This window comes from Paenibacillus sp. PK4536 (genome assembly GCF_028594455.2).
GTDB lineage: Bacteria > Bacillota > Bacilli > Paenibacillales > Paenibacillaceae > Saccharibacillus > Saccharibacillus nuruki.
On the sequence record NZ_CP126313.1, the window covers coordinates 2909812 to 2934824 of the forward strand.

The 25013-nt window shown below is 38.9% G+C and carries 25 protein-coding genes and 1 other RNA gene; 14 read left to right on the forward strand and 12 right to left on the reverse strand.

The annotated features are described in order from the left end of the window. Positions 1-25 precede the first annotated feature (25 nt). The 4 genes from PO903_RS13035 to PO903_RS13050 are packed head-to-tail and all read left to right on the forward strand — an operon-like array spanning position 26 to position 4067. The gene (locus PO903_RS13035; RefSeq protein ID WP_139129229.1) at positions 26-652 is read left to right on the forward strand and encodes a fumarylacetoacetate hydrolase family protein; all 627 of its coding nucleotides are present in this window, start codon (positions 26-28) and stop codon (positions 650-652) included. Continuing rightward, positions 652-1488, forward strand: coding sequence for a DUF92 domain-containing protein (locus PO903_RS13040; RefSeq protein ID WP_273593622.1), 837 nt, complete (start codon positions 652-654; stop codon positions 1486-1488). The genes PO903_RS13035 and PO903_RS13040 overlap by 1 nt, the downstream gene beginning before the upstream one ends. 12 nt (positions 1489-1500) lie before the next feature. Continuing rightward, positions 1501-2124 (forward strand): TetR/AcrR family transcriptional regulator, encoded by a 624-nt coding sequence (locus tag PO903_RS13045; RefSeq protein WP_069327058.1) that lies wholly within the window; start codon positions 1501-1503, stop codon positions 2122-2124. Next, the gene (locus PO903_RS13050) at positions 2121-4067 is read left to right on the forward strand and encodes an ABC-F family ATP-binding cassette domain-containing protein (protein WP_069327059.1); all 1947 of its coding nucleotides are present in this window, start codon (positions 2121-2123) and stop codon (positions 4065-4067) included. The genes PO903_RS13045 and PO903_RS13050 overlap by 4 nt, the downstream gene beginning before the upstream one ends. A gap of 126 nt (positions 4068-4193) precedes the next feature. Here the strand turns inward: PO903_RS13050 and PO903_RS13055 are convergent, their stop codons facing one another. The 5 genes from PO903_RS13055 to PO903_RS13075 form a co-directional block, all read right to left on the reverse strand. Then, a complete protein-coding gene (locus tag PO903_RS13055) occupies positions 4194-5234 on the reverse strand; it encodes a M42 family metallopeptidase (RefSeq protein WP_069327060.1) in 1041 nt (346 codons plus the stop codon). 174 nt (positions 5235-5408) lie between these two features. Further along, entirely contained in the window at positions 5409-5759 is a 351-nt protein-coding gene (locus PO903_RS13060) for a LapA family protein (protein ID WP_175425146.1), read from the reverse strand. A gap of 152 nt (positions 5760-5911) precedes the next feature. After that, the gene (gene pepF / locus PO903_RS13065; RefSeq protein WP_273593623.1) at positions 5912-7702 is read right to left on the reverse strand and encodes an oligoendopeptidase F; all 1791 of its coding nucleotides are present in this window, start codon (positions 7700-7702) and stop codon (positions 5912-5914) included. 62 nt (positions 7703-7764) lie between these two features. Continuing rightward, positions 7765-7953 (reverse strand): hypothetical protein, encoded by a 189-nt coding sequence (locus PO903_RS13070; protein WP_069327062.1) that lies wholly within the window; start codon positions 7951-7953, stop codon positions 7765-7767. Between the two features lie 9 nt (positions 7954-7962). Continuing rightward, entirely contained in the window at positions 7963-8193 is a 231-nt protein-coding gene (locus PO903_RS13075) for a hypothetical protein (protein WP_069327063.1), read from the reverse strand. A 153-nt stretch (positions 8194-8346) separates the two neighbouring features. Here PO903_RS13075 and PO903_RS13080 point away from each other — a divergent pair, with 153 nt between their 5' ends. After that, on the forward strand, positions 8347-8544 hold the full coding sequence (locus tag PO903_RS13080) for a cold shock domain-containing protein (RefSeq protein WP_069327064.1): 198 nt from the start codon (positions 8347-8349) through the stop codon (positions 8542-8544). A gap of 256 nt (positions 8545-8800) precedes the next feature. Here PO903_RS13080 and PO903_RS13085 read toward each other — a convergent pair whose 3' ends face one another. Next, positions 8801-10114 (reverse strand): multi antimicrobial extrusion protein MatE, encoded by a 1314-nt coding sequence (locus PO903_RS13085; RefSeq protein ID WP_273593624.1) that lies wholly within the window; start codon positions 10112-10114, stop codon positions 8801-8803. Positions 10115-10519: 405 nt separating this feature from the next. On the opposite strand from PO903_RS13085, the gene PO903_RS13090 reads away from it, so the two are divergent. The 4 genes from PO903_RS13090 (at position 10520) to PO903_RS13105 (ending at position 14375) form a co-directional block, all read left to right on the forward strand. Then, a complete protein-coding gene (locus tag PO903_RS13090; protein WP_502921691.1) occupies positions 10520-11590 on the forward strand; it encodes a tetraprenyl-beta-curcumene synthase family protein in 1071 nt (356 codons plus the stop codon). 27 nt (positions 11591-11617) lie between these two features. Further along, positions 11618-12589 (forward strand): 6-phosphofructokinase, encoded by a 972-nt coding sequence (pfkA, locus tag PO903_RS13095; protein WP_069327067.1) that lies wholly within the window; start codon positions 11618-11620, stop codon positions 12587-12589. Between the two features lie 279 nt (positions 12590-12868). Beyond that, positions 12869-13465 carry a TetR/AcrR family transcriptional regulator gene (locus tag PO903_RS13100; RefSeq protein ID WP_069327068.1) on the forward strand — a complete coding sequence of 199 codons (597 nt, stop codon included), beginning with the start codon at positions 12869-12871 and terminating at the stop codon, positions 13463-13465. A 28-nt stretch (positions 13466-13493) separates the two neighbouring features. Continuing rightward, on the forward strand, positions 13494-14375 hold the full coding sequence (locus PO903_RS13105; RefSeq protein ID WP_069327069.1) for a DUF72 domain-containing protein: 882 nt from the start codon (positions 13494-13496) through the stop codon (positions 14373-14375). A gap of 56 nt (positions 14376-14431) precedes the next feature. Here PO903_RS13105 and PO903_RS13110 read toward each other — a convergent pair whose 3' ends face one another. The 4 genes from PO903_RS13110 to PO903_RS13125 all read right to left on the reverse strand — a co-directional run bounded on the left by PO903_RS13110 (position 14432) and on the right by PO903_RS13125 (position 18706). Next, positions 14432-15799, reverse strand: coding sequence for an MATE family efflux transporter (locus PO903_RS13110; RefSeq protein ID WP_273593626.1), 1368 nt, complete (start codon positions 15797-15799; stop codon positions 14432-14434). A 211-nt stretch (positions 15800-16010) separates the two neighbouring features. Beyond that, positions 16011-17183 (reverse strand): putative glycoside hydrolase, encoded by a 1173-nt coding sequence (locus tag PO903_RS13115; RefSeq protein WP_137222428.1) that lies wholly within the window; start codon positions 17181-17183, stop codon positions 16011-16013. Positions 17184-17437: 254 nt separating this feature from the next. Further along, entirely contained in the window at positions 17438-17626 is a 189-nt protein-coding gene (locus tag PO903_RS13120; protein WP_175425148.1) for a hypothetical protein, read from the reverse strand. 258 nt (positions 17627-17884) lie between these two features. Then, on the reverse strand, positions 17885-18706 hold the full coding sequence (locus PO903_RS13125; protein WP_069327073.1) for a YitT family protein: 822 nt from the start codon (positions 18704-18706) through the stop codon (positions 17885-17887). 392 nt (positions 18707-19098) lie between these two features. On the opposite strand from PO903_RS13125, the gene cshA reads away from it, so the two are divergent. From cshA to PO903_RS13145, 4 genes are all read left to right on the forward strand, one after another. Further along, on the forward strand, positions 19099-20685 hold the full coding sequence (gene cshA, locus PO903_RS13130; protein WP_069327074.1) for a degradosome RNA helicase CshA: 1587 nt from the start codon (positions 19099-19101) through the stop codon (positions 20683-20685). A 209-nt stretch (positions 20686-20894) separates the two neighbouring features. Then, positions 20895-21761: a YesL family protein gene (locus PO903_RS13135; RefSeq protein ID WP_083243412.1), complete on the forward strand. Its 867-nt coding sequence runs from the start codon at positions 20895-20897 to the stop codon at positions 21759-21761. A gap of 122 nt (positions 21762-21883) precedes the next feature. Next, a non-coding RNA gene (ssrS, locus tag PO903_RS13140) (6S RNA) lies at positions 21884-22073 on the forward strand. A 204-nt stretch (positions 22074-22277) separates the two neighbouring features. Next, the gene (locus PO903_RS13145) at positions 22278-22673 is read left to right on the forward strand and encodes a DUF1499 domain-containing protein (RefSeq protein WP_069327075.1); all 396 of its coding nucleotides are present in this window, start codon (positions 22278-22280) and stop codon (positions 22671-22673) included. Positions 22674-22833: 160 nt separating this feature from the next. Here the strand turns inward: PO903_RS13145 and tpx are convergent, their stop codons facing one another. After that, positions 22834-23352, reverse strand: a complete 519-nt coding sequence (gene tpx, locus PO903_RS13150; protein ID WP_273593627.1) for a thiol peroxidase — start codon at positions 23350-23352, stop codon at positions 22834-22836. A gap of 121 nt (positions 23353-23473) precedes the next feature. Between tpx and PO903_RS13155 the strand changes: the two genes are divergently transcribed. Then, positions 23474-24157: a rhomboid family intramembrane serine protease gene (locus tag PO903_RS13155; protein ID WP_273593628.1), complete on the forward strand. Its 684-nt coding sequence runs from the start codon at positions 23474-23476 to the stop codon at positions 24155-24157. 152 nt (positions 24158-24309) lie between these two features. Here the strand turns inward: PO903_RS13155 and PO903_RS13160 are convergent, their stop codons facing one another. Then, positions 24310-24993: a zinc metallopeptidase gene (locus PO903_RS13160; protein ID WP_273593629.1), complete on the reverse strand. Its 684-nt coding sequence runs from the start codon at positions 24991-24993 to the stop codon at positions 24310-24312. Between the last annotated feature and the right edge of the window lie 20 nt (positions 24994-25013).

Below are 25013 nucleotides of genomic sequence, written 5' to 3' on the forward strand. Positions count from 1 at the left end.
GATTATTTATAACAGAGGAGAATGTATAATGACTGCTATTCAAAACGTATATTGTGTAGGTCGTAACTATCGTCTTCATGCGGAAGAATTAGGAAATGAAGTACCGACTCAACCTATGATTTTTATGAAACCTTCTCATGCGGCTGTACCGTTAGAACATGCAGAATTGGTTTTACCTACAGACAAAGGTGAGATTCATTATGAAGCAGAGTTAGTGATTCGAATTGGACGCGATTATGCACCTGATCTTTCTGTGGAAGAAATGGTCGATGGATTAGCACTTGGGATCGATTTTACATTACGTGATGTACAAAGTGTTTTGAAGAAAAAAGGGCACCCATGGACAGCAGCTAAAGGGTTCAAAAACTCTGCACCGTTGACATCTTTTGTTCCATTTCCAGATGCTACAACATGGGCAGAACAACCTTTTGCTTTGCTCAAAAATGATCAGCAAGTTCAGCTAGGCTATACACGTAATATGATATTTTCACTCGAAACGATTATTGCTCATATTGGAGAAAATTATGGACTTGCAGCAGGTGATATTATTTTCACAGGTACACCTGAAGGTGTTGGACCTGTAGCGATTGGTGATACTTTCGAATTAATGTATGCGGGCGCTTCTGTAGGTAAGTGCCGGATCGCAGAATAATGTTAGATTGGATTATAGGTGCGGTCTGTGCTGGATTGATTGCTGGACTTGCTTATAAAAAGCAGTGGTTATCCGGTTCAGGCGCATATGCAGCGGCTATTATGGGTACCATTTATTATGGAGCAGGCAATCTACTCTGGTTTGGATTATTGATTTTATTTTTTATCAGTGGCAGCTTACTCTCCAAAATGAAAGGCGAACGCAAGCGCAAATTGGAGCAGGATTATGCCAAAACATCACGCCGAGATGCAGGGCAAGTATTTGCTAATGGTGGGCTGGGTATGATTCTGTGCCTCGGACATGCTCTAATACCTCATACAGCATGGATATACGCTTTTGTAGGCGTGATGGCAACAGTTACCGCAGATACATGGGCAACAGAGTGGGGAAGCCTTAGTCGCAAGCCTCCGCGTTCTGTATTGAATGGTCGTGTATTAGAAGCAGGTGCTTCTGGAGGAGTATCTGTTCGTGGTACATTAGCTGCGGCGATCGGTGCATTATTGATTGGTATTGCAGCATGGGCATTTTCATTATGGTCAGGTGTATCTATAGAATCAAGCAACAATGTAGTTAAAGATGGTATACTTACTATTGGTCTATTGCCACTCGTTGGATTGGTGGGCGGATTAGCTGGTTGTTTTGCTGATTCTTTTTTAGGAGCAACGGTACAGGTGATGTATCAATGTGAAGTCTGCGGTAAAGCTGTGGAAACCAAAGTACACTGTAATCGCCCAACGTCTTATTTGCGTGGATGGCCATGGATGAGTAATGATCTCGTGAATGGGCTTAGCTCTATTATTGGTGGAGTTGTAGCATTGTTATTTTTATGGGTATAGGAGAGTGCGCTAATGAGCAGCACCACAGGTGAAAAGTTAGAATTAATTTTGGATGCTGCTTACGATCTTTTTGGTTCCAATGGATTTTATGAGACCAAGATTTCAGATATCGCACACCAGGCAGGAATAGCCAAAGGAACGGTTTATTTATATTTTAAAAGCAAAGAAGAACTATTTATGGCTGTTACTCGTCGAGACTGTGAACATTTTCTTGACGGTTTAGATACTAATTTGCAAAATTGTAGTACGATGGCAGAACGATTGCTTGTGATTGCCAAGCATCATTCGATGTATTATTTTGAACGTAAGCATCGCACCAAGTTATTTTTCCGGACACCCAATAACGACCCTGAACTTATGGCGTATATGAAGCAGTTTATGTTGCGATATATGCAAGCGGTAGAGAAAGTACTCACAGAAGGTGGAGTCGCTCAACCCGTATGGTGTGCAGAATCGTATATTGGTATGTTAGACCGGATACGTATGGATATTTTATTCAACCCTGAGTTTCCGATGGAACAACTTCATGAACGGACAGACTTTGTTGCACGTCTATTTCTAGAAGGTTGTCATCATTCGCTGAATACTCAGGATCAAATAGACCGGGATCAGTCCCAAGAAGGTGAGTCACAATGAATATTATGACAGTGGAGTCAATCTCCAAAAGTTACGGCGAAAAAGTACTATTTGAAAATGCTTCATTTGGGATGGAAGATCAAGATAAAATCGGTATCGTTGGTGTCAATGGTACAGGGAAATCAACGTTTCTTAAAGTCATTGCAGGAATGGAAAGTACAGAAAGTGGACGTGTGACTATCAATAATGGATTACGTATTCGTTATTTGGCACAGAATCCACCATATGATCCGGAAGCTACAGTATTGCGTCAAGTATTTGATGGCGGCGGGGAAGAACTTCAAATTGTTGGTGCATATATGAATGTACTGGAACAATTAGAGACTCATCCTGAAGATGAAGCTGTATTAGAACAACTGATTCATTTAAATCAAGAATTGGAACGCTTAGATGCATGGTCACTCGAAAGCGAAGCCAAAAATATTTTGTCCAAATTAGGCATTCATCATTATGATGCTTTGATGGGTACACTATCAGGTGGTCAACGTAAACGGGTAGCTCTTGCGTCTGCACTAATTCAACCGTCTGATTTGTTAATTTTGGATGAGCCTACGAACCATATTGATCATGATTCGATTACTTGGTTAGAACAATTTTTGCAAAAGCGTCGTGGCGCATTGTTAATGATTACGCATGATCGTTATTTCTTGGATCGTGTAGCCAATGTGATGATCGAACTGGATCATGGTAGTCTATATCGTTATGAAGCGAACTATTCACGTTTTCTTGAACTCAAAGCAGACCGTGAAGAACGAGAAGCAGCATCTGAAGATAAGCGTCAAAATCTATTGCGTCGTGAATTAGCATGGATCAGACGTGGAGCCAAAGCTCGTACAACCAAGCAACAAGCACGTATTAACCGTTTTGAGCAGTTGAAAAATGATGGACCAGGTCGTCGCGATGAAGCGATGGACATGTCTGCGATTTCTTCTCGTCTAGGGAAACAAATTGTAGAGTTAGACCATGTGTCATTAACGCTTGGTGGTAAAGAGCTGATTCACGATCTGACGTATCATGCTGTTCCTGGAGATCGGATCGGAATTGTAGGTCCTAATGGACGTGGTAAATCGACATTGCTGAATCTGGTATCTGGTCGTCTGGTTGCAAGCGAAGGTAATGTGGTTACAGGACAGACCGTTAAATTTGGCTATTTCACGCAGGAGCATCAAGAAATGGATGAATCAATGCGTGTGATTGAATATATCAAAGATGTGGCAGAAGTCGTAGAAACAGCAGATGGTAGTAAAATCTCTGCTTCGCAAATGCTAGAACGATTCTTATTTACACCTGCATCACAATGGACACCGATCTCCAAATTATCCGGTGGGGAAAAGCGTAGATTGTATTTACTACGTGTACTGATGGGCGCACCTAACGTATTGTTACTGGATGAGCCTACCAATGATTTGGATATTACAACATTAACCGTTTTGGAACAGTATTTAGATGAATTCCCTGGCGTTGTATTCGCTGTTTCACATGATCGCTACTTCTTGGATCGTACGTGTGATCGTATCTTTGCTTTTGAAGGTGAAGGTCAGGTTAGTATTCATGCAGGAAATTATAGTGATTATGAAGAGCGCATTGCCGATCTTGCCAAAATTGCTAAAGCAGCTAATGCACCTGTTGTTGCACCCAAAGCAGTAGAACCTGCACCTGTAAAAGAAAAAGCACCTGCTCCAGACAAAAATGCTTGGCGCAATAAAGTCAAATTCTCATACAAAGAGCAATTAGAATATGAGCAAATTGATAAAAATATTGCAGATACAGAGCAGAAGTTAGTCGATCTTGCTAGTGATATGGAGAAAGCATTCAGCGACTCTGTAAGACTACAAGAATTGATGGCTGAGCAGACAGCAACTGAAAAGCATTTAGAACATCTGATGGAACGCTGGACGTATCTAACCGAATTAGCTGAAAAAATACAGCAAAGTCAGAATTAATTCCATTCGATCTCCAAAGACTGTTAGCGTATAAGCATCTCAGTGTGTATCAATAAGCATTCTATAAAACAAAAACCTTCTTTCTTATCATTTCTGACGAGAAAGAAGGTTTTTTTGTGTATTATTTTATTTAGTCGTAATATAAGCGCCTAATAATTTGGCTGTATTAATCACAGCATCTGTATGAGTACGTTCCATAGAATGCGAAGCATGTACACCAGGCCCGATGAGAGCTGCACGAATATTGTTGCCTGCACGAAGAGCAGCAGAAGCATCTGAACCATAATGAGGATATACATCTACAGCATAAGCGATCTGCTCCGCTTGAGCCAATTCAATCAATTTGCCTGTCATTGCATAATCATAAGGACCAGAAGAATCTTTGGCACAGATTGATACATCGGTTTCTTTACAGCTAAGATCGTCTCCGATACAACCCATATCCACAGCGATCATTTCATGAATACCTTCAGGAATATAAGCTGTACCATGACCCACTTCTTCATAATTGGAAATTAGGAATTGAGTGCGATACTGTGGTGTCCATTGATGAGTGTGTTGTGACTCTAATAATGCAAACAATGCGGCTACACTTGCTTTATCATCCAAATGACGAGATTTGATATACCCACTTGGTGTAACGACAGGACGAGCATCAAATGAAATATAATCACCAACTTGTATGCCTAGTTGCTGTACATCTTCTTTAGACGATACCAACTCATCAATTCGAACTTCCATATTTTCTTCTTCACGCTTAAGTCCACGTGCTTCATCATATACATGCACAGAAGGTTGAACAGACAGGATAGTACCTGTATACGTTTTGCCACTGCGTGTATGAATCGTGCAGTATTCATTTTCAATACTATTCATACTGAATCCACCTAGAATTGTAAAACGGATTGTTCCTTGCGATTTAATTGCACGTACCATTGCACCAAGTGTATCTACATGTGCACTGAGAGCAATCGTTTTGGAAGCATCTTGACCGTCTAATGTTAAGATCAGACCGCCTTTTTGATTATACTCGGTCGTAACGCCGAATTTGCCAGCTTCTTCTGCAATACGTGTAATAATATCATGTGTAAATCCAGTCGGGCTTGCCGTAGATAATAATTCTTTGAGCAGCGAAATAGTATATTCTTGATTGATCGTGATTGCCATTATAAAACGTCTCCTTAGTGAGAAAAATTGGTATAAAAATCATGGGTAAATTTATATTTTAAGCATAGTTCACATGAAAAAACCACTTACCTGTTGGCTGAAATCAGACAACAATCGATAAGTGGTTGAGTTCATCTTGATCAGTAAGTAATCTGTTTAGCTTTTCAGCTCTTATTACTTACGGTTTGAAAAAGAAGTTGCAGTCGTATCATTATCAGTATACATCGGCTTGAGTGGATCATTATCTACAGATGATGTAGTTAATGGAGTTCCAGCAACTGGAGCTTGAGCTAACTCAGCTTTCAGTAGTTTGATCTCACGCTGTAAGCGGTACTGACGATAGATACCATAAAATCCTACAATTAGACCACCTAACAAAGCGCATCCAATAATTAAAAGAATTAAAGGTACTTGTACTACATTAAAATAAAGATTTACCTGCACAGGATTGACATTGATTACCGCAAATACAGCTGTAATTAGCGCAAAGATCAAACCCAAAATAAGCATCCATTGCATTTTCAAAATAATAACCCCCTCAATTTAGCATAAGGCCGAATACATCCTTATCTAATCTATAAAACGCAATCAACCCTATTGTAAACATGTCTTTACAAGTATTAGGTGAATTTTGAAGGGAATGCAAAGTCTAGTTGTAGTTCACCAGCTTCAAATTCTTATTTTGCTAACTCTTCCATTTCTGTAATCAATGCTTCAAATACGCTCATAGCTTCGCGAATAGGAGCAGGAGTAGACATATCAACACCCGCTTTGGCAAGGATGTTAATAGAATAATCACTACCACCGCTTTGTAAGAAACCGGTATAACGATCTACAGCAGATTGACCTTCTTCCAAAATTTGTTTGGAAAAGCTTGTGGCCGCAGAGAAGCCTGTCGCATATTTGTACACATAGAAGCTATTGTAGAAATGCGGGATACGTGCCCATTCCATTTCAATATCCTGATCGACATGCATACCTTCACCATGATATTTCACATTGAGGTCATAGTAGATTTTGGATAGTTCTTGTGGAGTTAAGGACTCACCAGCTTCTGCGCGAGCATGGGTAATCATTTCAAATTCAGCAAACATCGTCTGACGGAAAACAGTTGTGCGGAATTGATCTGCATAATACGTTAACAGATACATTTTTTCTTTAGGATCTGTCGATTTTTTCAAAAGGTAGTCCATCAATAACGCTTCATTAGTCGTCGAAGCGACTTCTGCAAGGAAAATAGTATACTGTGCATTACGATAAGGAAGAGCATTATCTGAATAATAACTATGCAATGCATGACCCATTTCATGAGCCAGTGTAAACATACTATTCAGATTGTCTTTGTGATTCAGTAGAACGTAAGGATGGACACCATAAGCACCCCAGCTATAAGCCCCTGTACGTTTACCTTCGTTCTCATACACATCGATCCAGCCTTCATTATAGCCTGCTTGAAGCGCTTGTTGATAATCTTCACCGAGTGGTTTGAGACCTTCTGCCACAGTAGCTTTGGCTTCTTCGTACGTGATATCCATTTTGAATTCATCAACGAGTGGCGCAAATAGATCATACATATGCAATTCATCCACACCAAGCAATTTCTTACGTAATGCAATATAACGATGCAGTAGAGGAAGACCCTCATGAATCGTATCGATCAAGTTGGTATACACTTCTTTAGGAATATTATCTCCATAAAGAGCTTTTTCCAACACAGATGGATATTTACGTACATTAGCATAGAAAATATTTTTATTAATATTAGCTGTTAATGTAGCAGCAATTGTATTTTTTTGACGAGCATATGCGCTATAGATTGCTTTGAATGCACGCTCACGTAGTTCACGATTCGGATTTTCCAAAAATTGAATATAACGACCATGTGTAAGTTCCACTTCATTACCATTCTCATCTATAATGTTAGGGAATTTCATATCTGCATTATTCAACATTCCGAAAATAGTCTGTGGTGCTTGAGAAAGATTACCCACTTGTGCGAGCAAAGCTTCTTCTGCTTGTGTCAACACATGTGCTTTCTCACGCTTCATTTCTTGTAATGTAAAGTGATAAGGAGCAAGAACCGGAGAAGCAAGCAATTCATCCAACTTCTCATCAGACAGACCCAAGATTTCAGGTGTGATAAAGGAGAGGGCTTGACCAAGTTCTACGCCTAATTTTTTAACTTTTTGCGATAATGCCTGATATGTAGGATTGGTGGTATCTTCATCCTGATGCATATGAGCATACGCATATAATTGTTCGACTTGTAGACCAATACGATCTTCGAGCTCAAAAGCCGATTTGACCGCTTCAGGAGTGTTGAGTTTACCTTGTAATTGAATCGCTTCAGGTAATTCTTGTTTTACTTTGTCATAGGCTTGATCCCAAGCTTGTTGATCTGCGAACAGATCGGATAAATTCCAGCAATTTTCCTGTGACACTTCTGACCGTTTAAGTACTTGCTGCATAAATAAATCCTCCTCTTGAGCGATGATATGATAGATAGTTAATAGATCTACATCAAGCTATATTATGTGTTAGGGTTAACGGCAACCAAAAATCCGTAGATCATTAAGAAGAACGCAACCAGTAACATGACAATAGCAAAAATAGCAAGCCAGCGCTTTAAAGGCGCTGGAATGGTTTCCTTATAAGCAATCAGTACAAACCCTTGCAAAAAAGCAAGAATAATAAATATGACAATCGCTGTATAATTCATTGGAAAGGGTTATACCTCCCGAAAAGCATTCATAATTTCTTCCCATTCCGCTTCTGTTTCAAAGCGTTCTTTAGGAAAACGATCGCTTGCCCATTGCATCAAAGCAGGACGGCTCAAGAAATCATGCGTTTCTTCGCCCCATTCGTCAGAGATCTCTCTCAAAACGATTTTGCGTCCTTGAACTTCAATAGTCATCATGTTCCAATTGTCTTTTTTATAAATCGTGTGTTTTTTTATCATTTTAGTATTCTACTCCCTGTCCGTTTGCTAAAATCATACCCTTTGCCTTCATTAATTGCAAATCATATCCCTTGTTTTATTTGCTATTTAAGAACAGGTGCGTTATACTATGGTTATGCGTCATATATGGCGATATTCTAGGAGGTTTTTTGAATGAAAGGTACAGTTAAATGGTTTAATGCAGAAAAAGGTTTCGGATTTATTGAGGTTGAAGGTGGAGAAGACGTATTCGTACATTTCTCAGCTATTCAAAGTGATGGTTTCAAATCGTTAGATGAAGGTCAAGCGGTAGAATTCGACATTACTGAAGGTAACCGTGGTCCTCAAGCAGCTAACGTAATTAAATTATAAGACCGATATCTGCTTAGCAGATCACTTATATATTGAATATTCGTTTGAATGTTCATCCATATGTTAGTAAAAGCGTAAGTTCTCTTGATTCATTTCAAGAGACTTGCGCTTTTTTTATATGTCTATATGTAATCTATACTCTAAATAAAAACCCTGTACCTATTCTAGGCATTCCTAGAGCAGTACAGGGTTTTGTGCAACACATCAATTATGTTAATAAGGATATCTGATTATTATTTACGAATATCTGGCAATCTTAATTATTCACTTGAAGTCCAGAACGTCGTCCTGTACGACGAATAACCAGTGTAATGATAGCTAACTCAGCAGCAAGTCCGATCGACTGAGCAAGTGCCCCGATTACACCATTCCATGCAGGGAAGATAAAAAGTAGGATTATCAGCACGATAAATGTACATATAGCATTCGCCATCTGTGAACGAAACATTGCTTTGGTTTGTCCACGCAAAAGAATCAGTCCATTCGAATAATCTAACCATGGCATAACTAACGCGTACAACACAAAAGCTCGTAAAGTATACAGACTTTGTGTTAATAATTCACCGTTCACGTTCATAATATGTCCTAGCACCCAATAACTCATAGGCGTATAAGCGATAATAGCTAGCAAAGTGACAGGAATAAATCCAGTTAACAATCCAAAGCGGCGTACTTTTTTGGGATCGATATGATAGAAATTCAATACAATCTGATGAATATACGTAAAAAAGCTAAGCATTAATTGCAACAGACTGCTAGCAATTGCAAAGGAAGAAATCGCTAAAGCAATACCTTCTGTTTTACCAAGAACAACATTGATAGCAGGGCCAATCAACATCGCAACAAAAGATGAAAAAAGGAGCGGTTTGTAAAATTTGAATACATCTGCACGCGTTTCTACCGGATGATCGGCAAGTTTTTCAGGCATCTTTTTAGCGATATTTCGTCCTTCGCTATAGCTGACAGCTGCTTCGATAATCATACCTGTCAGAAATAAGATGGCTCCGATCGTACCACTTGTAATCTGATGATAATAAATAAAGTAAAGAGATAACGAGTACATACCTGCTAAACGGAATACCATGCCAATCGTTAACCATTTGGTACGATTATTGGTAATAATAATGCCTTGATAAATATTGCGAATCACTGAAAAGATACTCACAAACATTAAGATTGCATACACATTAATCACTAATGGAACCATCGAATCTTTGATTCCGAATAAAGTACTGAATATCCATTTTCCTATAGGCGTATAGACAATCAGTATGCCAATGGCTAGTACAAAGGCTAGAAAAATCCATGTCACTTTGAGCAAAGCTTTGAACGAAAGTCGATCTCGCACAAGCGCAGAACAGGTCTGCCGCAATAAGGTAGACGGTCTTTCTGTAATCGTCACTAGACTCATCGCTAACGCATAGCTAGCAATTACCACTTCAGCATCAACAGCAAATGCCAGCGTACGATTAATAATGACATGTGAAATAGTGACTAATGAGGCTGAAATCCCAAGAGGGATAAAAAATGAAAACAACCGCCTCCATGAGAGCGGTTCTGGTGTGGACATATGTAATCGTCTCCCTTTGTTCTATAAAAATTATCGTTAGTATATCATAATGATCTCTAAGAGAGCGTGATCTAACCAACAAAAAGTTACATTTTTTTAAAATTGTATCTATTTGTGCAAGTTTATTACTGATGATTATAGGTATAGAGCAGGGTGTGGAAAGTCAAAACAAAAAGTGGTGTTTTTAATCCGATTTCCAACATTGAATATCCTTTTTGTATTCTATTCAAAGACCACAGAGAAAATAAGAAATATATGCCCTTAAAATGAAGAAAAAAAGAAAGAAAACCCATATGTGGCGCGGTGTGATAAATTCAATTGTACGTTGTGAGCACTCTGAATATAATGTATGATAATACTGATAGGTTCAACAGACAACTATGTGGAGGAAGCCCATTGAATGATATGATGAAAGTCCGTTATCCGTTTCCGCGTAATGCTGTTTCTTTGATGAGACGCGTATACAAACACGGAATACCGGAAGTCCGTAAAGAGTTTGCTCGCTGGCGTGAACAGGCGAATTTGATACCTGATGCTGAACTACGATATCAAGCACTTGATAGTCTAGGTAACAAGCAATTTCACTGTGATGGTGGATCAGTATATGCCGTAGCGAATATGGCTCAATTTCATAACTTGCTACCTTTAATTGTAGCGTTTCAGACGATTTGTGATTATGCAGATAATCTATCTGATCGTCCTCAATGTACAAATGTTGAAGATTTCCGTTTACTCCATCAGGCTTTGCTTGATGCGATTGTTCCAGGCGTAGAACCCAAAAACTATTATGAATTTAATAGTGAAAGTGAAGTTGGTTATATGTCTACGCTGGTGAAAGCTTGCCAGGGATATATTAGTAAACTTCCAGATTATGATATTGTATATCCTTATTTGCGTGATCTGGTTGAATTATATTGCGGTTTACAGACATACAAACATATCGCTCCTGAACTACGACAACCCACATTGATGGAATGGTGGTCTGAGCATAAGCATCGTACACCTCAGTTATACTGGCATGAATTTGCTGCGGCAACAGGCTCTACTTTGGGCATATTTATGATGTTTTTGGCAGCAAGTGGTCTACCGGGTATGAATGATGCGGCAGCTAAGCAAGCGCATGCTGCTTATTTTCCAAATGTATGTTGTCTTCATATTATGCTGGACTATGTGATTGATCAGGAAGAAGATCAGCATTCAGGCGATCTTAATTTTTGCGATTATTATGATCCGTCTATTAAGGTCATTGATCGTATTGAGAAGATCGTTGATTGGGCGCGCGCAGATGTACAACAACTTCCGGGTGCTTCATTCCATCTTATGATTGTTGAAGGTCTAGTCGCACTATACTTAACAGACCCCAAGGTCAAGACACAACGAGAAGTGCGTGCTATCTCTAAACGGCTATTGCGAAAAGGTCCTCCTATGCGAGCCTTTTTTATCATTAATAGTCAAGTGATTCGCAAGTATCTGTAAACATAATGAACAAGGGGGCAATTTGAAATGTCAGCAGTAAAAAAAATTGCAGTACTAACCAGTGGAGGAGACTCCCAAGGAATGAACGCAGCGGTTCGTGCCGTTGTGCGTAGTGCTCTTTATTTTGGTCTTGAAGTATGTGGAGTTCAACGTGGATATCAAGGTTTGTTAAACGAAGATATTTTCCCGATGGATCTACGTAGTGTAGGCGATATTATCCAACGTGGGGGAACGGTTCTTCAATCAGCACGTTGTAAAGAATTCATGACACTTGAAGGTCAACAAAAAGGTGCTGATATTCTTCGCAAACACGGTATTGATGGATTAGTCGTTATCGGTGGAGATGGATCTTACCAAGGTGCGAACAAATTAAGTAAATTAGGTATTAAAACGATGGCATTGCCAGGTACAATCGATAACGATATTTCGTATACAGATACAACGATTGGTTTTGATACAGCAGTAGGTATTGTTGTAGATGCGGTTAACAAATTACGTGATACCATGTCTTCTCATGAACGTGTATCTATTGTAGAAGTTATGGGTCGTCATTGCGGCGATATTGCTCTTCATTCTGGTCTAGCTTCTGGTGCAGAGACTATTCTTGTTCCTGAAGTATCGTATGATCTTAAAGAAGTTGCAGATCGTATGCATCACAACTTTGCTTGTGGTAAACGTCATAGTATTGTTATCGTAGCTGAAGGTGCAGGTCGTGGCGAAGATATCGCAGAACAACTGCATATCCACTATCCTAACTTGGAACCTCGTGTAACTGTACTTGGACATATTCAGCGCGGTGGAACACCAACGCCTCGTGACCGTAATCTAGCAAGTCGTTTGGGTGATTTTGCAGTACGTAAGTTAATTGAAGGTGAATCCGACAAAGCTTGTGGCGTGATCAAAGGCGAAATCGTATTGACGGATATTGATAAAGTTGTAAATAGCAAAAAAGAGTTTGACCACGAAACATACGAGTTAGCACTTCGCTTATCTCAATAATTTAAGCCAGTCCTAAAACGGATAAATGTTTGAATCATCAACTTTAAAAAGCGGGCTAAATCTTACGTAATCTTCGGATTGCTAATATTTGCACGCTTTTTATTTTACCAAAAATTACTTTTAGATATCACTTTTGTAAAAAATATGAGAAGAAATGGTAAAATTTTTGAATTAAAGATTAGAAGTAACGTGTAAATTATTGTACTATAAGGGAGTAAGTCATTTATATCTTAACTCCGTAGGAACTGGAGAGACCAACTAGAAGGGGGCTACCATACATTGACGAGAGAAAAAGGAGCAAAAGGAAAGGAGAGCCGTTTACGTTTGCTACACGCTGCTGCTAAACAATTTGCTGTACATGGTTTTCATGAAACGAAAGTCAGTGCTATTGTTGCAGAAGCCAAGCTTTCACAACCCGCATTTTATTTGTACTTTGAAAGTAAAGATGCTGTGTTTGAAGAGCTAGTTAAGCTTTTCCATGCTAGACTCACTACAGTCATCAATGAAAGTCGTCTTCCTGAAATACATTCAACTGATGGGGTACTGCACCAATTATGTCATACGTTGACCTCAATGTTTGACTATTTTTATGCGAACCCGTATTTAACACGAATTGGATTTCATTTGGCACCACAATCGCAAAATATGAAGCAAGAATTGGTTCAATGGGTTGAGCAGATGTTATCGGGTGAACAACGTTCTGGACAATTTAAGTCTGAATTTCGGATGAATATGGTCTCAGAATGTTTGGTAGGTACAATTGAACGGATTGTATTTACACAACTTCTTCCTGGCAAAGTTGCACCAGAACAATTAGCGCTTGATATTGTAAATTTATATGTATCTGGAATTGGTATGAAACAAAGCAAAGTGTAGATGATAGCGCTAGGAGGTTCATTTTCATATGATTACTGTCGGTTTGACGGGTTGGGGAGATCATGATTCTCTCTATCTTACCAAAGAAGCAAATAAGAACAAATTACCCACTTATAGCTCATTATTCCGCACCGTAGAGGTAGATAGTTCCTTTTATGCGATCCAATCCCGGCGGAATATGGAAAAGTGGACTGAAGAGACACCTGGTTCTTTTCGTTTTCTTGTCAAAGCTTTTCAAGGTATGACAGGGCATTCACGGGGTAAAATTCCTTTTGATAGTGAAGCAGAGATGTTTGAAGCTTTTCGCTTATCGATCAGTACAATGGATCAAGCAGGTAAATTGATGGCTGCGCTATTCCAATTTCCACCCTGGTTCGATTGTAATCGAGAAAATGTAAAGACTCTTCGGCATATTCGTGAACTTATGGGAGATTACCCGTGTGCACTCGAATTTCGCCATCAAAGTTGGTACACGCCTGAAATGCGAGATAAAACGATCCAATTTATGCGTAAAGAGAACTGGATTCATAGCATCTGCGATGAACCGCAGGCTGGAATCGGTTCTGTCCCAATTGTTGAAGAAGTGACCGATCGTCAGTTAACAGTGGTTCGTATGCATGGCCGTAATGAATCAGGCTGGAATTCATCAGGACAACCGAACTGGCGAGAAGTACGTTATCTGTACCGCTACAATGAAGCAGAATTACAAGAATGGGCACAACGTCTACAGCGATTGGAACAGCAATCCGAAGAAGTCTGTGTGATTTTCAATAATAATTCAGGCGGAGATGCAGCAGATAATGCTCGGCAATTGATGGCGATGTTAGGACAAGAAGTACCAACGATTCCAGAAGAAAAGAAAGTCGATATGGAACAGATTGACCTTTTCGACTGGAGTGGACAAGAATAAATAAAAAGCGGCATTTTCCTTGGATAGGAGAATGCCGCTTTTGTTGATAAACCATCTTATTTGGAAGCAAAGTTCGTATCACGGATCGCTTGTCGTTGTACCCACAATAAACGAGAAAGCAACGTAATTGCTCCTACTGCAAGCCCGATGCTCAATCCTATCCAATACCCGAAAGCACCAAAATCGGTATAGTTTGCAACAATATACCCTACAGGTAATCCAATAATCCAATATGAGATAAAGGTTAAAAAGAAAGCCGGGTTAACATCTTTATATCCTCGTAAAGCCCCTTGTACAGGAGTAGCAATCGCATCTGATATTTGGTAAAAAGCAGCATAGATCATAAAGTGAGCAATCAGGTCGATCAATACCGGATCAGACGAGTACAGTGCAGAAACCGATTGGCGAAAAGCAAGTAAAATCACAGCCGTACATAATGATAATGCAAGAGCTAATCCCAGACCAAGCTTAGTATATTGCCTTGCATCCTTGAGGCGCTTTGCACCGACTTCATAACCGACCAGAATCGTCAAAGCTGTACAAATACTTAACGGAATCATATACAGGGTTGCTGCAAAGTTCTGAGCCGCCTGATGAGCTGCAATCGTCATTGTATCGTAGTTGCTCATAAATAGTGTTAAACCTGCGAAAATAGCAACTTCAAAAAAGATAGCAAATCCCATCGGAATACCTAATTTCAAGATTTCGCCCCATTTTTGCAAAGAAGGGGAGTGCCATTTTTTAAACATCTGATCTTGACGGAAAGGTTCAGCGAGATGAATAACCAATACGGCTATTAAAAACACACACCAGTAGGTGATCGCAGAGGCTACACCCGCACCAATTCCGCCCAATTTAGGAAATCCGAATTTACCGAAAATAAGTAAATAGTTAATCACTACATTGATCGGTAGCGCACATAATGTAATTATCATCGAAAATCGTGTCTGACCTAGTGCATCAATATAACTACGCAACACGGTATAAGCGAACAACGGCACGATGCCTGTAGATAAACATACAATAAATCCATGAGCGACTTCACGTACATAAGGTTCTAGACTCATTAGATCCAAAATGGGGTTCAATAATAGACCGCCTACAATGAGAATCACGATCGAGACGACTACAGATAATAACAAGGCTTGAACGACATTAAAGCTAATCTGCTTGCGTTGATTGGAACCGATCAGCTGAGACACAATAGGTGTAACAGCCACTAGAATACCACTAAGACCTGCTTGAATTGGAACCCATAAGCTAGAACCAATAGCTACACCAGCTAGATCTTCGGCACTGGCATGTCCCGACATATTAGTATCAAAAAAAGTCATCAATGATAAAGCAATCTGTGTGACGAGAATTGGAAACAATATTTTTAGAAACTGACTGAACTTTTGCAAAAGTGTAACTGTAGGGATCATAGTCTAACCTCATTTAATAGAATAAAGTAATATATGTATTCATCAATACAATCAAATAGTTACTATATAGGCATCATAGGCATCAAAATTATAAGTATCAAAAGTTGATTGTACAGGATAACGATTATTTTGAATAGTCAAAAAAAGAACCCGGAAAATGATCCGGGTTCTGCACTTTAAATGGTATAGCATTCCCAACATAAAATGATGATTAATAATCAGCATTGGCTGTATAACGGTTACCTGCATTCCATAGCAAGTACTCATCAATACCTTTTTCATGCATCGCACGAATCTGGTCGTTAACTTCTTTAGCACCATACGATGTATAGTGACCGCTACCTAACCAGCTTGCTGTAAAGTCTTGAATCCACGGACGAATAATCGGTGTTTGATCACCAAGTGGTTTTAACTTTTTCAATGTATCTTCCATCGAACCTTTAATCGTTGCATACGGATTTTTATCGGGATCTTTAACACCGAACCAACCTGTAGAGTAATGACTTGGATAGACCATAGGACTAATAACATCTACATTTTCTGAAATTTTAGTGAAATCTTGTCCGATACCTTCAGCCGCAGGAACAGAAGCTGCATAACCGAAAATATCAACAGAAACCCGTACACCTAGTGGAGCAAGCTCTTTACGAGCATATTGTACAAATTCAGCAATCACATCAACACGAGATTGTTTAGTTTTGGTAAATTTCAATTCAGCTTCATGATTTTCGAACCCTTCAGGGAAACGAACATAATCAAACTGAATTTCTTTGAATCCCATCGCTGCTGCTTCTTTAGCCAATTCAATATTGTAATCCCATACGTCTTTGTTATATGGATTTACAAAGTTATCGCCTTTAGCATTGCTCCATACTTGTCCATTGCTTTTTACAAAAGAAAGTTCAGGATGCTTTTTAGCAAGAATAGAGTCTTTGAACACAACGATACGTGCAATCGGATAAACATCATGCTTTTTCAAACGTTTCATCATCGCTTCTGGATCAGCAATAAATTTTTGCGGGCTACCCATTTCTTTCAACTTTGCATTTTTCGTCTTATACGTTATGTATCCAGCATCGTCTTTAAGATCAATAACCATAGCATTTAATGCTGTTTTGTCTAAAAGATCAAGCAGGGTAGTCATACGTGAACCACCAGCACTGTAAGCTGTAACGTATACGCCTTTTACTTTAGGTGCATCGACTTGCGGATCAATTTTGGCAGGAGGATTATCAGCATCCACCTCTGTTTGACTCATTTGACTGTGAATAGCCGCTTGATTCAAAGCGGATTGAAGAGTAGTTGTCTTTGTTGTACCTTGATCACTTTGACCACCACTAAGCGTTGTAGATGCGAGCAGCATAATTGCCCATAAGATTTCCATGTGTTAGCTCCTTCTCTGTATGTATAATCGTGACGTCATGTGGATTTACTTTTTAAGTATAACGGATGTCAATAAACTGTAAAGAACATAATTGTTACCGTTAGTATCTAAAAATATCCATCTTACATATTTAACCATGTCAAAGCATAGCTAAACAAGTATTAATCTTTTTTAGTATAAAACATAAAAATGCCACTCCAACCCTCTATAGAAGAAGGTAGAAGCGACATTTCTAATATCGTTATAAGTTAATCTTATTGCATGAATTGCTGGCTTTGATTTTCGCAAATACTGTGTTGAATAATTTCCATAGCATCCTCTGGCTCCAAGATACGCAACCCATCACGTAAAACAATAACAGCGTTCAATTCTTGCTGTTTTAGGGAAGGCATCATATCAGGAAACCATTTCATGACGATTTGTGACAATTTGACCGTTTCCATTTCCACAATAATCACCCTTTCCTATTCTGGAATCATTACGCTTAATGAACGAAATCATTCTAATGAGAACTTTAGGAAAAGCATGGCTGTGTATCAAATGTTAGGGACTGAACACAAACTGCAACTAATAAAAAGGTAGAGGTGGCGTGTTTTTAGTCTACTATATATTACGACAAAAAGCGACTTTCAGTGTATAGCAAAACAAAAATAGTTTACATTTTTTTAATAAAACATCAAAACAATATTTTTTGTCGTCTATTAACCTTTACGGAAAGAACCCATAACTCCGACCGTTTCGACCATATTTACAAAAGCAGCAGGATCAGTTTCTTTAATAATTCTACGTAATTCTGCGAGTTCATAACGTGTGGTTACTGTCATTAACATATCTTTAGGCGTATGCGAGAATGCACCTTCTGCTTTGATCATCGTTACCCCACGCTGAAGAGGCATTAACTTTTCTAACAATAGATCAGTATGATTAGATACGATAAACAAAGTTACTTTGACATGACTAACATGAATAAGATCTAGTACCTTACCTGCAATATAAATAGAGACCATAGAAGCAAGTGCAATATTCCAATTATTCGACCAGTAACCCATAGCGAGTACAACCAATCCATTTAATCCAACAATCACATTACCGACCGGGAAATCACGATAGCGCGTAATAATGGAACCAAGAATATCGAATCCACCCGAAGAACCGCCGACACGGAAAGAAATACCTACACCTATTCCTATAAGTACACCACCAAATACAGCAGAAAGGAGTAAATCAGGTGCTGCTGCTTCAACGGGAATAATAGTCATCATCCATGTGGTTGCTGCGACAGAGACAATACTGAGCAAAATGTATCGTTTGCCAAGCAAAAACCAACCTGCAATCAACAGAGGTATATTGTATACAAAGTAAAGCAGGCTAATATTAAGCGGTGTAAAATAACCGGTTAACATAGCAAGTCCTGATACACCACCACTTAATAATTGATGGGGAATCAGGAACAGGTTAAACGCAGCAGCTGTGAATAAGGAGCCCAGAAAAACAACAAATAGGGCACCGATTTTTTTTGACACAAAAATCACCTCGGGTTGTAAGTTAGTAAGTTATGGAAAGTATACCTGTTAATTTATAAGAAGTATCTTTCACAAAAGTAATTATATTATGATTCAGCTAGTAATCATTGTGTATTTTGTGATATAATGATTTAGATATTCTTGAGTAGGGATGTTTTGCTGAATTATGTTGACTATTCTATAAACGCAAGACTGATTTATTTCATCATAGAAACTATTGAACAAAGGTATAGTTTATACTAACTACTGAATTATTCAATAGTTCATAACAAAAAAAGAATAAGTGGCGGTCCACAAGGCCTCCTGCGATGCAGGTATATACTACTCATTTGCTACTTAAGAATACAAACAAGTTGGTGGATTGTCCACAATATAGAAGGAGCACGAATATTTTGACTAAATTTGCAGATTTCGGATTAGATGAAAAAGTACTACAAGCGGTAATGGAGCTAGGTTTTGAAGAATCAACACCTATCCAAGCACAAGCTATTCCAATTGCTATGAGCGGCAGTGACATGATCGGACAAGCTCAAACAGGTACAGGTAAAACAGCAGCATTCGGCATACCCCTTATTAACAAGATCGAACGTTCGGAAGATAAAATTGTAGCTTTGATCATGGCACCAACACGTGAGTTGGCGATCCAAGTAGCAGAAGAAATTGAGAAACTAGCTCGCTTTAAAGGTATCCGTTCATTGCCAATCTATGGTGGACAAGATATCGTTCGCCAAATTCGCGCTTTGAAAAAGAAACCTCAAATTATCATCGGTACACCTGGTCGCTTGCTTGACCATATCAACCGTAAAACAATCAAACTTGATGATGTACAAACTGTAGTATTGGATGAAGCAGATGAAATGCTTGATATGGGTTTCATGGAAGATATCCAATCTATTTTGAAACAAGTTCCAGAAGAGCGTCAAACCATGTTGTTCTCAGCAACTATGCCTGCTAACATCAAACGGTTAGCGCAACAATTCTTGAAAAACCCTGAACATGTTTCTGTAATTCCAAAACATGTTAGCGCACCTTTGATTGACCAATCTTATATCGAAGTAAACGAGCGTCAAAAATTTGATGCATTGTCTCGTCTATTAGATATGGAATCTCCTGAACTAGCAATCGTATTCGGACGTACTAAACGTCGTGTTGACGAATTGGCAGAAGCTTTGCAAAAACGTGGCTATACAGCTGACGGTTTGCATGGTGACTTGTCTCAGAATCAACGTGATAGTGTAATGCGTAAATTCCGTGATGGTAGTATCGACGTTCTAGTAGCTACAGACGTAGCAGCACGTGGACTTGATGTATCTGGCGTAACTCATGTTGTAAACTTTGACTTGCCGCAAGATCCAGAAAGTTATGTTCACCGTATCGGTCGTACAGGACGTGCTGGTAAAGAAGGCGCAGCTTACTCTTTCGTAACGCCACGTGAAATGGATCATTTACACTTTATCGAGCGTGTAACAAACCAAAAAATCGCACGTAAACCTCTTCCATCTTTGGCAGAAGCGATTGAAGGCAAACAACGCATTACAGCTGAGCGCTTGCTTGAGCTAGTACAAGACGATACAACACCTTTGAACGAATATAAAGGTATTGCTATTCAATTGTTAGAACAATATGATTCTGTGAACTTGCTTTCAGCAGCAATCAAATTGTTAACTGGCGAGAAAAAAGATGCACAGGTTGATTTGACTCCAGAAGATCCAATTCGTGCAAAACGTCGTAAACCAGATGTTCGTTCAGGTGGACGTAAGCCAAGTGGTAGCTACAACCGTGGTGGAAGTAGCACTGGTGGATACAAAGGTAACAGTAGCAGCAGTGGTGGACGCGGTGGATACAGCAGCGGCGGAAGCTCTAGCGGTGGCGGATATAAAGGTAACAAAGATGCTGGACGTGATCGTAACAAACCACGTACAACTAGCAGCGAAAACCGTCGTCCAGCACCAAAACGCGACGATTCTTTCAACGCATAAGTAAATAACATCTTTGTATAAATAGGAGAGTCAGGTATAAAACCTGGCTCTCTTTTTTTATTTTTAACCAAGGCGAATTAGCGAAATACCATACATAATCAATCGACACTGGTATTATAATGAAGAGTTAGGTATATTTAATATGTGTAGGTTTCAGAGAAAACAGCGATATGATGAAATGCTGATGCAGACGTGAGGGGGAAGTTGATTTGGAATTTAGAGGGGTAATGGGTGGAATATACAGGCTATCCGAGTGGATTATGCGCTTAGCAGGTAGTAACCTATTATGGGTTATTTGTTCTTCACCATTTTTATTTTTCCTAGTAATGCGATTTATTTTTGGTCAATCCGGGTTTACAGCGAATGATATTCTTCAAGCCAATTGGGGAATGGGAATTATGGCACCGTTCACATTGTTTCCGGCGACAGCTGCTCTTTTTACAGTGGTTCGTAAATGGGTGATGGGCGAAGGCGATGTATCGGTATTCAAAACCTACTTTAGAGGATACAAAGAAAATTATAAACAGAGTATGTTAGGTGGATTCTTCTATACATTATTATTTGTTATTATGTATGTAGACTATACCGTTTATATGACTCAATTCCCGAATCTACAATTACTTGGAATCGTGATGTTGATTTTCTTACTGGTATTATTCGTATCTTTGTTCAATTTCTTCGCTATGATTGCTCACTATCATATGAAATTAAAAGATATTGTTAAAAATGCGATCCTTTTATCAATCGTTAGACCGTTTCGTCTGTTCTCGACATTGCTCGGTACAGTAGCTTTATTGTTTATCGGTACCAAATATCCTGTGCTATTTGTTTTCTTTTTAGCTTCAGGTATCGCGTGGTTTGCATTCTTTAACTTCTATGGCATGTTCCTCAAAATGCAAGAACAGTCTGAGAAACAAGCACTAGCAGATGAAGAAAAAGAATTAAAAGCAGATGAACAATTAGTGATTGGGGATCAGTCTCCTGTTGAGCAAGCCAAACAAATCAATGTTGAAAAGCAACCGACTTCAATGAACGATAATGTTAAAAAAAGCTTGACTAAAAATAAAGAACGTTAACATAGCCCGAACAAATAGTCGTTAAAACTCATATTTTATTCCTTATTATCGTTCAAAAATAGATATTAGGAAAAAAATGGTGTAAAGGTTTACAATTCGCTACACGAGGTTTATAATGAATTTACATCCTGCAATGTACGTTTTGATTATCTGTTGTTTTGAACCAATAACAATGTCTTGGGAGATTCAAATTGAACTGTAGCTGACCAGCCCTATCCATTGGATGCGGGGACTTCAAAAACAGTTTTGCGATCACCCACCTGCTACGCAGGTTCGAAGACAATGTAATCAGACGGCATATGCGGGACTTTTTAGTAGATTCATCAGTAAGCAAGAGGTTGGTGTAGTGTGAATGACCGAATTATTGAATACGAGAGCGCTCTAGCTACAGTTCTGTAAAAGAATTGATAGAATAGGGCGTTTTTCGTGTGCGCTTACATAATATTAGTTTTATTATTCAGGTACTAATGATACACTTAGAATAAGGTAGGCTTCACATGTAAAGGAGGAAAAATCTTGTCGTTAAAGAGAACATTGGTGGGGATTATACGTAGCCAAGAAGGAACAGGCGATCGTGCCAAAGATCCTCAAATGAAAACAAGATATTACAATCTGTCCCGTGAAAGAGCATGGGAAGAAGTTTCTTCAACCCTCAAAAAAATTCCGGGTTATAAAGTACTGCATGAAGTTCCAAGTGTAGGCGAAATTATACTGGAGAAAAAAACAGGTTTTGGACGGACAATGGATATTACCGTATCGATTGTATCGGTAAGTCCTGTGCGTAGTGCCATCGATATTTATTCTGCTTCTCGTGGATCATTAGGTGATCTAGGAGCAAATTATCGTAATATCCTGAATCTTTTTGGTTCTTTGGATAAAAAGCTAGCACAATACAAAACAACCAGTACCTAATGAAGCCCATGCTTCATACATACGTATTTGGTATACGACTTCAAAGAAGCTTCCTATTCACATACCGTGAGTAGGAAGCTTCTTTTTTTGGAACGTTAACGATAGTCTACCGTAATACTAAGGATTAGATTCTTACTGCGCAATACTTATTGAAGCTAGATTATAGCAATTGTTTGACGGCTGCAACTGCTTTGTCATAGTCTGGATGTTCAGCCATTTCTGGCAAGTATTCAACATATTGAATAACATCGTTTTGATCAATGACAAAAATCGAACGCATATCAATTACAAATTCTTTAATCAATACACCATAAGCTTTGCCAAACGAGTTATCACGATAATCAGATAGAGTAACGACACGATCTACACCAGCTGCACCACACCATCTTGCTTGAGCAAAAGGAAGGTCTGCACTGATCGTCAGAACGATTACGTCATCGCCTAGTTCAGAAGCGGCTTCATTAAAACGACGTGTCTGTGCATCACATACACCTGTATCCAGAGAAGGAACCACACTAATTAATTTTACTTTACCTGTGTAATCGCTAAGTGTTGCTTGTTCAAGTAGATTTTTACTCAGATTAAATGCAGGAGCTTGATCGCCTACTTTAAGTTCAGGGCCAATAAGAGTAATAGGGTTTCCTTTAAAAGTAGCTATGCCTGTACGTTCTTGTACCATATCATATTGCCTCCTCATATCTTGCTATCATTTCGCAATCTTAACCAAAATTCATTATAATAGAGTGAGGGTAATAAATCAAAAATGCAGTTCACTACTATATTCAGTAAAGGAAGATCCTATGTTATTTGTCCGTTATGAGAATTGGAAAAGTTTTTTACGGTATTATCCAGTCACTTCTTTGATATTATTGATTAATGTTGCAGTATTTATCTTTTTAAGCTTTAATGGTGGTTCAACTAATCCACAGACACTAGCTGATTATGGTGCTGTCACCAATGTACCTATGTATGATCAATGGTGGAGAGTGATTACAGCTATATTTTTGCATAATGGATTCAGTCATTTGTTATCGAATAGCTTTGGACTTATTGTATTTGCTCCACCGCTTGAACGTTTAATTGGAAGTTGGCGTTATGTAGTTCTGTATATGGCGAGTGGTATTATCGGAAATGTAATCAGTTTGGAATTATACCAACAATCGGCGAATAGTGTCGTGGCTGTTGGCGCATCAGGAGCTATCTATGGTATCTATGGAGCATTTTTATATATAGCGTTGTTCCAGCGTCAAATTATGGATGAGGCTTCTCGTAAGACGATGTACACGATTTTAGGTCTGGGTCTTATTTTCACCTTCGTTGTTCCGGGTATTGGCATCTGGGCACATGTAGGCGGTCTAATCGCTGGATTCTTTATTTACGGATTGATGTTGCGATTGACTGGATTACGTGGACGATGGAGACGTTTGGCAGAAGCTTATGCCAAATCACTGTCTGAACAAGAAAATCAAAACAAAATGGAATGATCTTGTTCGATCTATACCACCAATCTTTAGTCGGTTAGATAAAATAAAGATAGAGTGTAAACCAACAAAAACCACTTTCTATACATCGAAAGTGGTTTTTGTTTGGAATCTATTGAATTTAATGATTAGACAGTCATCTGATGATAACGTTCTTAGTCACGGTTACCTGCAAACATAAAGACAAGGCGTAACAATTCAAGTACAGACAATAGCGCAGCCGCTACATACGTAAGAGCAGCAGCATTCAATACTTTACCTACACTACGTTCTTCTTCATTCGTTACATAACCTTCAGCAACCATAATATCTCTTGCACGGTTACTTGCGTTAAACTCAACAGGTAAAGTTACCAATTGGAATACAACAGCAGCCGAGAAGAAAATAACCCCAAGTCCCAAAAGACTAAATGAACTGAAAATAGCACCTGCAATAATTAAAAATGGTGCAATACCGGATGTGAAATTAACAACCGGGAAGATACGGTGACGAAGTGCAAGCATCGGATAATGCGTTTTGTGTTGAATCGCATGACCAATTTCGTGACAAGCTACAGATACAGCTGAAATACTGTTTTGGTAATATACATCTTCAGAAAGACGTACTACCCGATGAACAGGATCATAATGGTCGCTTAGCGTTCCACGTACAGGTTCGATAGGAACATCTTGAAGACCATTACTATCTAACATATGACGTGCTGCTTCATAACCGGTAAGACCTCGTGCATTAGGAACTTCAGAATATTTCTTAAATGTACCTTTAACTCTAAATTGTGCCCAGATGGTTAATCCAAACGCAAGAATAACTAAGATCCAAAAGAAAGCATTAATACTCATTTCTCATTCCTCCATAGTAT